Annotated in this window: 12 protein-coding genes; 6 read left to right on the forward strand and 6 right to left on the reverse strand. The window is 40.2% G+C overall.

Features of this window, described 5'->3' with window-relative positions; translation table 11 throughout:
• Positions 1-68 precede the first annotated feature (68 nt).
• The 3 genes from nusB to V7K69_RS24990 all read left to right on the forward strand — a co-directional run bounded on the left by nusB (position 69) and on the right by V7K69_RS24990 (position 5,414).
• On the forward strand, positions 69-710 hold the full coding sequence (nusB, locus tag V7K69_RS24980) for a transcription antitermination factor NusB (RefSeq protein WP_335039335.1): 642 nt from the start codon (positions 69-71) through the stop codon (positions 708-710).
• 260 nt (positions 711-970) lie between these two features.
• Positions 971-2,611 (forward strand): signal recognition particle-docking protein FtsY, encoded by a 1,641-nt coding sequence (gene ftsY, locus V7K69_RS24985; RefSeq protein WP_335039338.1) that lies wholly within the window; start codon positions 971-973, stop codon positions 2,609-2,611.
• 1,411 nt (positions 2,612-4,022) lie between these two features.
• A complete protein-coding gene (locus tag V7K69_RS24990) occupies positions 4,023-5,414 on the forward strand; it encodes a PP2C family protein-serine/threonine phosphatase (protein WP_335039340.1) in 1,392 nt (463 codons plus the stop codon).
• Positions 5,415-5,457: 43 nt separating this feature from the next.
• On the opposite strand, the gene V7K69_RS24995 is transcribed toward V7K69_RS24990, so the two are convergent.
• Together V7K69_RS24995 and V7K69_RS25000 are read right to left on the reverse strand one after the other, a co-directional pair.
• Positions 5,458-6,213, reverse strand: a complete 756-nt coding sequence (locus V7K69_RS24995; RefSeq protein WP_335039342.1) for an iron-containing redox enzyme family protein — start codon at positions 6,211-6,213, stop codon at positions 5,458-5,460.
• A gap of 1,188 nt (positions 6,214-7,401) precedes the next feature.
• Positions 7,402-8,685, reverse strand: coding sequence for an ankyrin repeat domain-containing protein (locus tag V7K69_RS25000; protein WP_335039344.1), 1,284 nt, complete (start codon positions 8,683-8,685; stop codon positions 7,402-7,404).
• Between the two features lie 421 nt (positions 8,686-9,106).
• On the opposite strand from V7K69_RS25000, the gene V7K69_RS25005 reads away from it, so the two are divergent.
• Positions 9,107-9,577 (forward strand): DUF4079 domain-containing protein, encoded by a 471-nt coding sequence (locus V7K69_RS25005; protein ID WP_114080236.1) that lies wholly within the window; start codon positions 9,107-9,109, stop codon positions 9,575-9,577.
• A 57-nt stretch (positions 9,578-9,634) separates the two neighbouring features.
• Here the strand turns inward: V7K69_RS25005 and V7K69_RS25010 are convergent, their stop codons facing one another.
• Positions 9,635-10,306, reverse strand: a complete 672-nt coding sequence (locus tag V7K69_RS25010; protein ID WP_335039346.1) for a DUF1997 domain-containing protein — start codon at positions 10,304-10,306, stop codon at positions 9,635-9,637.
• Positions 10,307-10,485: 179 nt separating this feature from the next.
• Between V7K69_RS25010 and V7K69_RS25015 the strand changes: the two genes are divergently transcribed.
• Positions 10,486-11,142 (forward strand): NAD(P)H-binding protein, encoded by a 657-nt coding sequence (locus V7K69_RS25015; RefSeq protein ID WP_335039348.1) that lies wholly within the window; start codon positions 10,486-10,488, stop codon positions 11,140-11,142.
• Positions 11,143-11,387: 245 nt separating this feature from the next.
• On the opposite strand, the gene V7K69_RS25020 is transcribed toward V7K69_RS25015, so the two are convergent.
• Positions 11,388-11,852, reverse strand: a complete 465-nt coding sequence (locus V7K69_RS25020) for a DUF29 domain-containing protein (protein ID WP_335039350.1) — start codon at positions 11,850-11,852, stop codon at positions 11,388-11,390.
• A 306-nt stretch (positions 11,853-12,158) separates the two neighbouring features.
• Here V7K69_RS25020 and V7K69_RS25025 point away from each other — a divergent pair, with 306 nt between their 5' ends.
• A complete protein-coding gene (locus V7K69_RS25025) occupies positions 12,159-12,809 on the forward strand; it encodes a glycoside hydrolase family 24 protein (RefSeq protein ID WP_335039352.1) in 651 nt (216 codons plus the stop codon).
• Positions 12,810-12,823: 14 nt separating this feature from the next.
• On the opposite strand, the gene menH is transcribed toward V7K69_RS25025, so the two are convergent.
• Positions 12,824-13,642, reverse strand: a complete 819-nt coding sequence (gene menH, locus V7K69_RS25030; protein WP_335039471.1) for a 2-succinyl-6-hydroxy-2,4-cyclohexadiene-1-carboxylate synthase — start codon at positions 13,640-13,642, stop codon at positions 12,824-12,826.
• Positions 13,643-13,880: 238 nt separating this feature from the next.
• Positions 13,881-14,282, reverse strand: coding sequence for a metal-sensitive transcriptional regulator (locus tag V7K69_RS25035; RefSeq protein WP_335039354.1), 402 nt, complete (start codon positions 14,280-14,282; stop codon positions 13,881-13,883).
• Between the last annotated feature and the right edge of the window lie 111 nt (positions 14,283-14,393).

A 14,393-nucleotide genomic window follows, 5' to 3' on the forward strand; every position in this document is an offset into this window, starting at 1 on the left:
AAAATTGATAAACTTGTAAGTTTGCCCAGCCTAGTTACTCAGTTCTCGCACAATCACCCCTGACTTTTATGCAACCTCGTAAACCCCAGCAAATTGCTCGTGAATTGGCGCTTTTAAGCCTTAGCCAATTGCCAGTCAACCCAAAAAAATTAGATACATTACCAGACGATCAACTAGTATCCAAATTGGTGCTAGGAGCAGTACGCACCCTGACCTCAGAAGTGCAAGATACCCTCAATAATGCCGCAGGTGAACTGCAACGCAGTAACGATCGCCTTTTGAGTAGCCAAACTCGCGCTTCTGACCTCAATTCTGCCAGAACAATGCTTCAAGAAGCGATCGCCTGCACCCAAACAGCAATCAATCAATTGGGTACGGCAGTTGATTTCCCCGAATTGATTCAACTAGCTAATCAGGATAAGGGAGTCCGTAATTACGCTAAAGAGCTTGTGATTACTGTCAACGAAAATCGCCACATTATAGATGAACTCCTTTCTACTGCCTTAGTGGATTGGCAAGTAACTCGCCTCGCCCAAATTGACCGCGATATCCTGCAAATCGCTGTGGCAGAAATGAAATTCTTAGGAGTTCCAGATAGTATCGCCATCAACGAAGCTGTGGAGCTAGCTAAACGCTACAGTGGAGACGACGGTCATCGATTTATTAATGGTGTTTTGCGCCGAGTCACTGAGCAGAAAAAAACAGCATAGTAGTGCTGCCTAATTCATATACTGCTATGGAGAAAAGTCTTTAGCCGCTTCTGCGGCTTCCTCCGAGCGAAACTTTTACCTTGGCGCTAGCTCTCCTTTGGAAGAAGGGGAGACGCTGCACGAACCGAAGGAAACTGATTCTCCTCCAACTAGCTATCAAAGGTGAGGATAACCGGTAAGTTTTCACCCCAAGAAAAAGTGCAAAGTTAAATTAAACTCATAACTTATAACTTATAACTCATATAACTAATACTGCTGCAATGGTTTTTAATTGGTTCCGCCGTCAATATAACGATTCCTCTGAGACTCCCTCTGATCAAAAACAGGAAGAAACTACTCCTGCACAAGAACCCCAACCAGAGCCAGCCGAAACCTCAACTGCTGAAACTGCACTAGACACAACGGCAGACTTGTTGGCATTTGCTAAAGCTGCTTACAAAAATATTCAGCAAAAACAACAGGTTGAGGTAGTAGAAACCTCGCCTGATTCAGAAAATGCCTCAGTACAACCTGAAACTGTAGAAACGGCAATTGCGGAAATCACTGAATCAGAACTAACTGAGGAACCTGTTAGTACAACCCTAGAAACAGCACAGCCAGAAATTATCCCAATTGCTACTGAGGAAGAAAATACAGAAGATTCCTCAGTAGCAATTGCTGAAGAGCCTGATGTCGAAAGCCTAGAAATAACCACAAACGAAATTGAACAAACCCCCACGCCAGAGGCAACGCAGCCAACAGCACCAGCTAATTTATCCTTCTTAGAACGGGCGGCGGCAGAACGGCAAGCAAAACTGGATCAACTAATAGCCACTGCCATTGAAGTTCCAGAACCGGAGGTATTACAGCCAGTAGCTGCAACCTCAGAGATAGGAGAGGAAATTCCCGGACTGGTATTTGATGATGGGTTTGTCTGGTCAGCGAAAGTTTTAGCAGCTCAAGGTAGAAATCCAGAAGACGTTTCTATTGAAGAAATAACCTGGCTGAAAAAGCTCCGGCAAGGGTTAGACAAAACTCGCCGGAGTATTCTTAACCAACTTAAGGCGATCGTTGGTCAAGGGCCGCTAAACCAAGCTGCTGTGACGGAAATTGAAGCATTACTCCTACAAGCTGATGTGGGTGTAGAGGCGACAGACTTTATTATCAATGCCCTACAGACAAAACTTAGAGAAGAAGTTACTGCACCAGAAGAAGCGATCGCTTATTTGAAAAAAATTCTGCGGGATATGCTGGATGCACCAAGCAAAGCATTGCACAAAACTAGCTTTACCCCAGAAAAAGAAACCTTGAACATTTGGTTAATCACTGGGGTGAATGGTGCCGGGAAAACCACCACTATCGGCAAAATTGCCCATTTAGGTCAAAAATCTGGCTATAAATGCTTGATTGGGGCAGCAGACACCTTCCGCGCCGCTGCCGTGGAACAGGTGAAGGTTTGGGGTAGTAGAAGTGGTGTAGAAGTAATTGCCAATCCTGGAAAAAATACAGATCCGGCAGCAGTTGTATTTGATGCGATCGCAGCCGCCCAATCACGGCAAACAGAATTACTTCTGGTAGACACTGCTGGACGACTACAAAACAAGAAAAACTTAATGGACGAACTCGGTAAAATCCGGCGCATTATCGACAAAAAAGCTCCCAATGCCAAAGTGGAATCGCTATTGGTTCTAGATGCAACTTTAGGTCAAAATGGACTACGACAAGCCGAAGTTTTCTCCCAAGCGGCCCAACTGAGTGGCGTTGTCTTAACCAAGCTCGATGGCACTGCTAAAGGCGGTGTTGCCCTAGCTGTTGTGCAACAGCTAGGTTTACCCATTCGCTTTATTGGTGCTGGTGAAGGAATTGAAGACCTACGACCCTTTTCGAGCTATGAGTTTGTCGAAGCTCTCTTGAGTAGCTAATTAAAAAATTGGGAGTTAAAAATTTTTCTTGACAAACTGAGAAATTTAGGGATAACTGAATCTGGTATTATCACTGGAACTAACTAAAAACAGTTAAAATCCTAAAATCATAAATTTGTCACAATAAATGGGTGACTTTTGCTAAAATCTCAAGCTAATGAACTTTTTCACCCCTTTAAGGGCTTTTTAAGTGGAGTAGCAAGACATTTAGTTGCTACACACAAAAGCCCGTAAACTTACATTTTGTAAAAACTTAAAGGGTAGACAAGATACTCACCCCCACAAATACAACTATTGTGGTGTGCATGGACAGCAGTCTAAGCGGTGAGTAGTAAATTAGAGAGTCAACGTGGGTGAGTCAAAGACTGCGGTATTTTCCCTCCGCAGTTAACTTATATTAGCTATGGCAACTTGTACAAGCTATGCGTAGCATCACCAACAGGCGAAGCAACTGCATTAGCAAGTCGGGAGAAATGCACGCTACACGTAACTTACTTAAAAGTTAGATTACGAGCGTCAGATGTTTGCCAAAAAGACGGCTTCCGACCACCAGAACTTCGGAAAATCGTCCACAGTGGACTCAAAAAGTGAATTAGTGTAAGTAAGCTGTTTCAACACTCCCAGGTGTATTTTCAGCTCCTACTTGCGAAAGAATCTACAAATATTTTTGTAGTAAATCGAGAGATTTGAATTCTGATGATAAAACGACAACATTGTTTCTGGCTTTTGACTTAAAGTTTTGGGAGGAGATTTTTTCTAGATTTAGTATCATCCTTGGCGATGCTCACGGTAATTATGGTATACAGATTAAGTATTTAAAGACTTATTTACATATTCTCAGCTTTAGGAATGAATGTAAGTATGTTTTTACCAAAATAAGCTCGATTGGAGCGCTTATTGAGGTTTTCGCTCAAAAGGCTTCTAATTTCCTAGTTTCCTATACCTAAATAATTACTTTGAAAGCGTTATAAATTATTCTTTGAATAAAGTATTTTTCTGACTTTAGAGATATGCTTTGGTAATTAAGTTATGCAAAAAGGAAAAGCTTTCTGAACTATCACCAAAACTATAGCGCTTCTCGTTTTGATGCAATACACTTTGATCTTTCTTCGAAAAGGCTACGGTGTACACACATCTCTCTATAAGGCTAGAGGTTAGGTCTATATTCCATACAATTGGAATCGCTATAGTAATTTTTACGGGTTGGATTTTGACTAAAAATACATAATTTTCAATGACTAAGATTTCATCAAAAATACAATAAGCAAATAAAATACTGATAAAAGTTACCTGTTACGTCTTTATACTCTTGCTAAAGTGACAAGTCTTGTCTAATTATGGTTTAGCAATACGAAAGCCAAAAAGCTTATAAGTAATCTAAAATCTGCCAATATAAAGTGCAATAATACCTGTGCCTGTGTCTCAACTGCCCTCTCAACCCACTGACAACAATAGTAGTGCCGCGACGGATGTCACCCCAGTCGTGGCACTCAAAGAACTCGTGGCAAGGTTGCACCGGGAACAGAACAAAATTCAAGATTTGCTCAGTTCTTTAGGATTTGCCCTGAGAAGTTTCAATAATTTGAATCAGTTTTTGGAACTGATTCCGCTAATGGCAACAAGAGTGACAGATGCAGACGGCAGCGCCCTGTTTCTCTACAAACCTAATGGTCAAGTCAGGTTAGAACAGTTACATTGGCAAGATAGTGGACAGCGTAAAAATATCCGCAAAGCGCTAGAAATAGCCAGCAGTCAAATCACGCTTTTGCCAAATACTGCCCCTCTAGCGAATGCGACGGGGATTTTAGATGACCAGATGCATCGCTATTTGGGGCCAGATGTGCAAATCTTTGGTACGGCGATTCTGGTAAAGCATACAGAAAGGGGATGGCTCTACGTATTGAGCCGCGATCCAGAATATAGTTGGACAGAAACTAGGCAAAAGTTAGTTAGGTTAGTGGCAGACCAAACAGCAGTAGCGATCGAAAACGATGAACTAGCTGTAGAACTTAGAAAAAAAGAACGCTTAGACCAAGAACTAGAAATTGGTGCAGAAATTCAACGGCGACTTCTACCACGTCAATGTCCCACAATACCTGGTGCAGTCTTAGCGGCCCGTTGTAAACCTGCAAATCGTGTCGGCGGTGACTACTACGACTTTATTGCTACCAATCAGAATAAAATTCGGTCTAAGACTAAAAGCGACACCGAAACTGGTCGCTGGGGTTTGGTTATTGGAGATGTCATGGGCAAAGGTGTCCCTGCTGGGCTGATTATGACGATGATGCGAGGAATGCTAAGGGGAGAAGTGCTACATGGGAATTCCCCAGCAAAAATTCTGCAAAACTTAAATAGAGTTATGTATGCGGATTTGGAAAATTCTCACCGTTTCGTAACACTATTTTATTCAGAATATAATCCTCACAGTCGAATTCTGTCTTATAGCAATGCGGCACACAATCCTCCCTTGTGGTGGCACGCAGCCACGAAAACTGTCAGCCGTTTAGATACTTTAGGAATGCTAATCGGTTTGGATGCTAACAGCCAATATGAAGATGCTCAGGTACAGTTAGAGCCTGGGGATACAATTATTTACTATACAGATGGCTTGACCGATGCAGCGGCAGCTGGTGGCGATCGCTTCGATGAAGATAACTTTGTCACTGGCTTTAATACGGCTTGCAAGTACTGTAATGGGCCAGAGGAGATTGTAGATTACCTTTTTGACCAAGTTCAGCAATTCATTGGTGATGATAAGCAAAACACTGATGACATGACACTAGTTGTTCTGCAAATTTTATAGACAGAAAAGAAAAGCTGTTTTGCTGATTGGATTTTAGATTATATTATTGCACTGCTGTTAATTTCACCCTCTCAGCCAATTTGTAGTTATTTCCCCAGAATTCATCCCAATTTGATTTAGCTTTTTGATAACCAGCAGCTAAATCTTGTAAATTACTCGGTTCAGCTTGGATAATTTCATTGATGGCATTTTTCACCATGACACGATGACGGATATCTTCTTCACCAATATGAATATTCCAAAATTCCCAATCTATAGTTTCTTTATTACTCTGAATATAAGGATTGAGAGTTATGTATTTATACATGGCAGTTAAATAAATCTGACACAAACACTCGCCACCCATCCCACACAGACCAATAACGTAACCTATTGGCTTGTCTAAGGTTAGCTGTTTTAGTTCTGCTAGCAAATTAAAATTTTCTGCATGAAGAGAATCTGAAAGAATTTGGGGTTCTATTCCAATACTGGTGAGAAAATTATCCCAGAGTTGTAGATGAGTCTTTTTAAACCGACCATTTCCTAATTCCTCAGCCATAATTTGAGCCATTAAACTTTTAAAATTACCATAGTCCGCTTTGGAAATTAGGATTGAAAGATTATTAGGATAATCTCTGACAAAATAGCGGTATTGCAAACAAATTTGCTGTAAAACATCAAGAGAGGCACTTTGCAAGTATTGTAATTTTTGATCGGTGAGATATTCTGTTTCTAGCCGAGTATCATCAGCTACTTGCCAAAACTCCTCAAGAGTCATCTCAGTTTCAGGCTTAATAATACTTTCCATTTTATTGTTCATTTGACCTCGTTAATTTTCTGCTAGAATTCAGGTCTAAACTTGAGCTATTAAAGTGGGTTCTGCACAGCAGTGCTGACCATCGCTTTTATGGCTTGACTTGCTCAAAAAAATCAATTAAAGAACATCCTTGAAAACGGTCACTTCAAATCGGGCATTGTCCATCCAACAAGCTATCATTCTGTATAAGGGTCAATAAATTGCCGCGTGCATAAACGCACGTAAATAATTTATTATCCGTACTGAATAACAGCAAAATTTGAGATTTTTGACACTACATTTTATTGCTGTCTATACTTACGTATACTACCTATAACTGTAGTTATCTTTCATAAAGTTTTACAGAATTTTAGTTATGTTTTAGTTATGTTCTAGTAAAAATTGTATTTAGAAAGTTTCCAGACTGGAATGCAGGTTTTTACACGGATATTAGCTCAATACTTAATTGCTTACTGCGTATACCCATCGATTACAAAAACTTCATACTATTATTTCCGAGCATTTTTTTCGACTTAATCAAATAGGACAAATTTGCCCCAGACTGTTAATACAATATACTACAACTGCGCTACAAAAAATAATTTATTGAAAGTCGGCGGGAAACTCCATCCTCTGGTGGTTAAAGAGGGATAGCCGCCCGGCGACTTGGGGTATAGGGTCTTGGTGACTCTTTCCCATGCCCAAAAACTCCATGCCACTTGCGGGATGGAGTTTTTTATTTTTTCTTGAAATTTTCGTAGCGATCGCCTAAATGGTCATACATCAACCTTTTTTGGTGACTTGTTTGCACTTAGCCTTTAGGACGATACATAAAAAATGATCCTTAGAATACTTTTATGTTCCAGTAAAAACTATATATTTTGCACATCTAGCACAGTAGGAAACGCCAAGGGGGAGAGTAGGTAAAAAGTAAAAGACACAAGGTAAAAAGTAAAAGGTAAATTTACTTCTTCATATTTGCTTTCTTTCTATCCTTGTGACGCAAGCATTTAACCTGCTCCCTCTTGGCGTTTTAATTTTTCTTTTCTCCGCCGTAGCAAGTTCACAACAGTTACGACGGAGTTTTGCTTTGTTTGTTTCTTCGGTCTAGACTTAGTTGTTTTAAACTTCCTCGGTATTAAATTTATTAACCTTCATTTAATAACTTGTCAAGATATTTCTGAAAATATTTTAGATGAAGAATTCAGATAGCTATTCTTGCGCTCCAGCTTTTTGCAGACTCCGCACTACATTTTTATAACCATTGAATTCTGCAATCATCAAAGCAGTATAACCACCACGGTTTTTTAAATTCACATCTGCCCCAGCTTGGAGTAATAACTGCACAATTTCGCCATCACCTGCTGAGGCAGCCCACATCAATGATGTTGCCCTCGCTGAGTCTTGAAAATTCACATCTGCCCCCTTTGCCAGCAGCAAATGTATGATCTCTGTGTGCTTGCGTTCGGTTGCTTTAATTAAAGCAGTTTTGCCATCGTCTCCCACAGTGTTGGCATCAGCGCCATAATCTAGTAACACTTTCACTGTTTGGGTGTGTCCTTGTGATGCAGCCAATGTCAAAGGTACTTCACCAAGGTTTTTCCCATTAATATCTCCCCCAGAACGAAGCAATGCCTCGACAATTTTGCTATGTCCTTGCAAAGCTGCTACAAGCAGTGGCGTATCACCTAGACGGTTCCTAATTTGGACATCTGCAACCCTGTTAAGTAATACTTGCACGACATCAATGTAGCCTTCCACAACGGCAAGATGTAGGGCAGTTTCACCATCTTGGTCTTGGAGATTAATTTCAGCACCTCGATCCAGTAAAGCTGCTGCGATCGCACTATGTCCGCCTGCTGCTGCTGCCAATAATGCAGTTCCACCATCAGCGTTTTTTACATTCACATCAGCCCCCGCCGCTAGCAGTGCTTCCACAACCTCCAAATGCCCCAAATCTGCGGCTAATGTTAAGAGTGTCTCACCCTCTTGATCTGGGATATTGACATCAACACCAGTTTGGAGAATTGCTTGTAAAATTTCTATGTTTCCCTGCTTAATGGCGAGTTTCAAGGCAGTATCATCATCTTTATCGGCAATACTCACTTCCGCACCAGTAGCCAATAAGATTCGCACTACATGGATATGACCTTTGAGGACTGCGGCCATTAAAGCTGTGCTGCCATCTTCATTAGTGGCATTGACATCAGCACCTTTGGATACTAAAAGTTTCAAAATGTCAAGTTGTTTAGCACTAGCTGCTAACATCAAAGCCGTCAAACCATAGAGTTTTCTCTTCAAGTTGATATTTGCCCCAGCATCCAGCAGCGATCGCACAATTTCGGTGTAGCCTAAATTGGCAGCAAACATTAACGCCGTAGTACCTTGGCGATCGCACGCATCTACCCTCGCACCAGCAGCCAGTAGCGCACACAGCCCCTTAATATCACCACTTTTAGCAGCTTTTAGCAGCAAAGTATCGTTGTTTTCAGTCATGAATGAGATCCCACACAGGGGTTTTGTTCGTCTACCCTCAAAACTCAGTCTGAGATTGTTTATGCACTTTGGCAAGAGGGTTATGCAATTAAAAATTGAAAATTAAAAATTAAAAATTAAGAAACGCAGTCTTGGCAAGCATTCTATCTATTGATTGGATGCAAATTAAAGATAAGGGAGGCTTAACTCTTGTCCCCGGATTTCTCACACATAGTGTAGGCAGAGGGAAAAGAGGAGTGTGGGGGGTAAGACTTCTTCCCCATCCTCCCACACCTCCCACACCCCTTGGATTTCTCACTTGTGAGAAATCCAAGTGTCTTCTCTCCTCATCCCTTAGACTCTTTTAAGTTGGGCAACTTTAAGCACAAAGAATAGAGTTATGCTAATTTTTATGAAGATTTAATAATTTGGCGAGAACACTATGAGCTTGGAACTTTCTGCGTCGGTGAAATATTGGCTGAATTTCTTCCATCCGGTGCTGATGTGGGCGCTATTAGTACTCTCAATTTATGCTGCCTACTTGGGGCTGCAATTACAGCGTACCAGAAATGCTCAGGGGGAAGAAAAGAAAGAACTGATTAAAGGTAGATATAACGTCAGACACTACCAAATCGGGTCTATACTCTTAGGTTTGATGGTAGCAGGTGCAATTGGAGGGATGGGTGTAACTTACATCAATAATGGCAAGCTGTTTGTCGGCCCTCACCTGCTGGCAGGACTGGGTATGACGGGTCTGATTGCATTTTCTGCTGCTTTGTCTCCTTATATGCAGAAAGGAGCAAACTGGGCACGCGCAACCCATATTTTGCTAAATTTCACGCTTTTGGGACTTTTTGCTTGGCAGGCTGTTACTGGCGTGCAAATTGTCCAAAGAATTCTTACTAAAGCTTAGTCATTTGTCCTTTGTCATTTGTCATTAGTGTATGAGAAATGACAAAGGATTGTTAAATCAGTGCTTTTGTTTAGAATTAACAGCAAGGGGTATTGCTAAAGATTTCTGAAAATCTTGCTGAACTTTGCGTGTTAAGCGACGAGAAACTTGGCGGACGATTTGGTTAAGTAAGCGATCGCCTGTAGATTGAATTATAGACTTGGGTAATCGCTGAATAAACCGGGGAAAGTGCAAATCAACTACTAAATCCAATTCCCATTCAACTCTTGTAACCTCGCCGCTACTGCAAGCATCGTTTTCTATTAGCTGTAGAGATGCCCGATAGTCTACGTCATAACCAGGCGATTGGTAATCAGGAATGGGAATTGTACGGATGCGGTAAATACCCTCCTCTGGAGGCAACAATTCCAAACCAATTTTCGGTTCTACTTCATAACCGAAAGCACCAAAACGACCAATTACTAAAGCATAGCCATTTTCCCCCAGTAATTGCACTTTCATAGGTTCAGCACAACGAGAAAACCATAAGGCGTGAGTATTAAGATACTCAGCAACCTTCTCTGCTGGGGCAGGCATTTCCATAAAATCTTGATAGCGACCGTAAAATTTGGTAATCGCCGCTACATTTATGTCTGTTAATATGTCCTTCGCTTCTTCTTGCTTGGACGCTACAGGTAAAACTGCTTCTGTTATTTCCCAGGATTTATATTCGCCTTGTTTTGAAAGCATAAATGCATTACTGTATATTTTGGCGTTCTGTCTATATTAATAATTCCCCACGTGCCTGGGTCATTTCACACTAATATCTAATTTTGACTAAAACCTCATTAATCTGCCATCAACTCCATAGAATTACTAAAATAAAGAACTAAACAAGCACACAATAGTTTCCCAGGATAGCATTTCTCATGAAAGCATTTGTAGCAGGGGCAACCGGTGAAACAGGTCGCCGGATTGTGCAAGAGTTGATAGCACGGAATATTCCAGTCCGTGCTTTGGTGCGGGATATAGAGAAAGCTAAGGGTATTCTGTCTCCTGAAGCTGAGTTGGTTGTAGGTGATGTGTTACAACCAGAAAGTTTAAATGCTGCGTTGGGAGATAGCACAGTTTTGTTCGTTGCGACTGGTGCAAAACCTAGTTTTGACCCCACAGGCCCCTATAAAGTAGATTTTGAAGGGACTAAAAATTTAGTAGAAGCTGCCAAATCAAAGGGGATTGAGCATCTTGTGTTGGTTTCTTCTTTGTGTACTTCGCTGTTATTCCATCCACTGAACTTGTTTTGGCTGATTTTGGTGTGGAAAAAGCAAGCTGAAGAGTATATCCAGAAAAGTGGTCTGACTTATACGATTGTGCGGCCTGGTGGATTGAAGAATGAAGATAACTCAGATGCGATCGTGATGCAGAGCGCTGATACATTGTTTGACGGTAGCATCCCCAGGCAGAAAGTCGCCCAAGTTGCTGTTGAGGCGCTATTTGAAGCAGATGCACGCAATAAAATTGTCGAAATTGTTGCTAAACCGGAAGCAGCCTCAAAAAGCTTTAAGGAGCTATTTCAACAGTGCTAATATTCTAGAGGATTCTATTCCCTAAAATGATCGGCTCAAGTCTGATCGCACTTTATCAAGTAGCTTGCTTCATTTAACGTCCTTGATTTTACTTTTTAAAGCGATCGCTCTATCCCACAAATAAAACGTAGGGTTAAAGTGCATTCATTGCTCATACGGCGCTTTAACCCTACACTCATTTACCATAGACAGGCGATCGCTATTTTGTAACCTTTATCTCCACAAACAGCGATACAAAATGACTTTTATTGTGGGAAGTACTCACTATTAAAAATCTCTTCGGGAGTAAAAGGGCATTGTTCTGGAAAAATCTCAGAGGATAAACCTGTTTTTTGAATTGCTTGCCTTCTGGCTTTAATATAAACTGCACCTAAGCAGTTAAGAGAATAATTATAAAGTGTTTTGGAACGAAAAGAAAACTCTAGTTCATCACGGAAATTAGTTATTTCTATTTGCCAGCCTCGTTGAAAATGTTCTTTTTCACTTTCCCAATAACGATAAACTAAAAGATGAATTAGTAATTGTTTCAAGTAACTTTCTACTTTTCGTCTTTGTTCAATTCCCAAAGCTTCAATTTCTTCTGCTAAATGTTGCCAATCAAGATTATCAATATCCTTATTTTCTAGTTGTTTAAGTGTTGTTTCTACCCATAAATAATAATCTTCTTCATAAAGGGTAGGCTCAACAGATTTTAATATTTCTGTTGTCATAGCTAATCGCGGGAAAAATCAACTATCTTAACCATAACATAATTAGTAGGTGCAAGCCTTTTACTTAGTCGCTATTGTTAAGAGTATCTCGCTTGCTATACTGTTTCATAACCTTTTTTCTTAATTACCAAAAAAATGATGAAATGGGAATAATAACTAACAATCAGGCGTGAACTTTGTCAAAATGAGTTCGTCAATGATTTGTGTTAGCAAAGAGAGCAAATTTGAAGGAGTTAGACTCTGAAAGGCTTTGAATTCAAAGGTGTTGAAAAACTTATTGGGCCAATAGCTGCGCTTCTTGGCTTTGTGTATTTGTTGCAATGGTATATTGGAGACTTGCGATCGCCTTCCGATCCCATCTTTGCAGTTAAACAGCCGCCTTTGGTGATGAAACAGGGCGACCCCTATATCCGCGCTTTAATGCGAACCATCTCGGCGAGTGAAGCCAGTGGAAACCGTCCCTATTCGCTGTTGTATGGTGGACAACAAGTTAATGACCTTAGCCGACATCCTGAAATATGCGTCACAATTGTCACAGGCCCAAATACAGGTAATTGTTCTACTGCTGCTGGAAGATATCAAATTATCAACATTACTTGGTATCGTTTAGCCCCACGTTATCACCCAAAGCCGATGCAGATGATGTTTTGGACTGCTTATAGTTTTGAAGCAGAATATCAAGATATAGTAGTTTACCGTTGGTTAACTGATTCTAAAGTTTGGGGAACTGATCTTTCTCAACTGTTGCGTCAGGGAAAGTTAAATGATGTTTTGCGGCGACTCTCTCCGACTTGGACGAGTCTAGGATATGGTATAGAAACTAATTCTGTGAGTAGCTCTTTGCCTAAAGTTTATCAGAAAATGTTGCAAGAGGAATTAACCGCAGCTAATCAACCAACTACCCCAAATTTGACACCATCGCCAACTCCTTCTAGGAAGCCAGTAAAGAAGCCGTGAGATTATCTTAGTTTCTAACTTGCTGTAGACAGGAAATATTTGATATTTTCCACAAATGCCAAGGTATTTTCCAAGTGAATATTATGTCCAGCTTTTTTAATTATTTTTAGCTGTGCAAATTCACATAATTTAGCCATTTCTGTATTAATAAATATAAATTTTTCATCATATTCACCAGCTAGTAAGAGTATATGAATTTTATTCTTTTGTAGCTTTTCCCACAAAGAAGGTTGACATCCATTCCCCATGAAGCGCAATGATTTATCTAATTCCTGTGGATTGTTTTGCAAGCGACTTTGTATCATGCGATCGTATTCTGGATGATTTTTTATATAACCAAAAATTGATTGATTGTACCAATTGGACAAAAAAGTCGCAAAATCACTTTGAATAATGCTTCTGCTTAATTTTCTAGCTATTTGAGCATCACGCCTAACTCGTTCTAATCGTTCTGCTTCTGTTGCTAAACCTGGGGAAGCTGATTCTAATACGACTTTAATAAAACGTTCTGGGAAATTTAGAGTTAGGTATAAACCTAGTCTTCCACCCATTGAATAACCAATTAAATGGCATTTATCTATTTTTAATTCATCTAATAAATTGATTATTGCTTGAGCGCTGGGTTCCATTCTATAGTATTCATCACCTCCTACAACCTCGGTTTTCCCATGTCCTGGTAAGTCAAGGATAAGATAAGAAAAATCTTCTGCTAGAAATTTTATAGCTTCATCAAATTCATTAATGTTTCCCATAAAGCCATGTAACAAAAAAATTATAGGTTTGTTAGTATTTATATTTAGACAATAGTTAAATTTATATTTATTTAAAATCATTCTTGGAAGATATATATAAAATCCAAATGCAAAAACTTCCATACCGTACTTTAATATAATTTCAAGGGTATAAGTTACCCCCTTATGACTGCTTTGGAACGACCCAGACTATTAACTATAACTGTGAAACACTTGTGCTAATTTTGGCATAAAAACCCTTTTTCTGAGTCAATACACCAAATATTACATATCTACCAAATGTCTTGTAGTGCTAGTCAATTTCTGATTTTTCTAATTTTTAAGGTAAAAATCGATCTAAAGCAGCTTTTAACTGTTTAATTTCAACGTCAATATTACCCTCTTGTGCAGCTCTCGCAATACATTCAGTTAAATGTTCATCCAAAACAATTCGCGCTACCTTATCCAATGCGCCCCGGACTGCGGCAATTTGCAGTAGAACATCAGGACAAGGACTATTTTGCTGCACCATTGTTTTAATACCACGAACATGGCCTTCTATACGCGATAATCGATTGGCAATTCGCCGTAAAGACTCTTCGCTATGGACATGAGGATGAGCCGGCTCTCCAGTCCCATGAGTATGATCTGTATGCTCGTGGTCTGTATCATGATGCTGGGAATGTTCTGCTTGCTGGGATATTGGCAAGGATTTCTTGTCTAATTGATTTGATCCATTCATGGGTTATCAAAGGACTTGTAATACTAAAATCCTAGCCTAGAGTGTTACAGGGAGTGGGGAGTAGGAGGGTCTTGGGAACAAGGTGACTTGAGTGAGAATTGGGGACAAGTC

The sequence above is a fragment of the Nostoc sp. genome, from assembly GCF_036917775.1.
Lineage (GTDB): Bacteria > Cyanobacteriota > Cyanobacteriia > Cyanobacteriales > Nostocaceae > Nostoc.

What these genes read in the sequence shown, in the direction of transcription:
- V7K69_RS25005 (WP_114080236.1), top strand. Translation starts at nt 9,107, where the DNA reads ATGAGCTTGGAACTTTCTGCGTCGGTGAAATATTGGCTGAATTTCTTC.
- V7K69_RS25010 (WP_335039346.1), bottom strand. Translation starts at nt 10,306, where the DNA reads ATGCTTTCAAAACAAGGCGAATATAAATCCTGGGAAATAACAGAAGCA.
- V7K69_RS25015 (WP_335039348.1), top strand. Translation starts at nt 10,486, where the DNA reads ATGAAAGCATTTGTAGCAGGGGCAACCGGTGAAACAGGTCGCCGGATT.
- V7K69_RS24995 (WP_335039342.1), bottom strand. Translation starts at nt 6,213, where the DNA reads ATGAACAATAAAATGGAAAGTATTATTAAGCCTGAAACTGAGATGACT.
- ftsY (WP_335039338.1), top strand. Translation starts at nt 971, where the DNA reads ATGGTTTTTAATTGGTTCCGCCGTCAATATAACGATTCCTCTGAGACT.
- V7K69_RS25035 (WP_335039354.1), bottom strand. Translation starts at nt 14,282, where the DNA reads ATGAATGGATCAAATCAATTAGACAAGAAATCCTTGCCAATATCCCAG.
- V7K69_RS25020 (WP_335039350.1), bottom strand. Translation starts at nt 11,852, where the DNA reads ATGACAACAGAAATATTAAAATCTGTTGAGCCTACCCTTTATGAAGAA.
- V7K69_RS25000 (WP_335039344.1), bottom strand. Translation starts at nt 8,685, where the DNA reads ATGACTGAAAACAACGATACTTTGCTGCTAAAAGCTGCTAAAAGTGGT.
- nusB (WP_335039335.1), top strand. Translation starts at nt 69, where the DNA reads ATGCAACCTCGTAAACCCCAGCAAATTGCTCGTGAATTGGCGCTTTTA.
- menH (WP_335039471.1), bottom strand. Translation starts at nt 13,642, where the DNA reads ATGATTTTAAATAAATATAAATTTAACTATTGTCTAAATATAAATACT.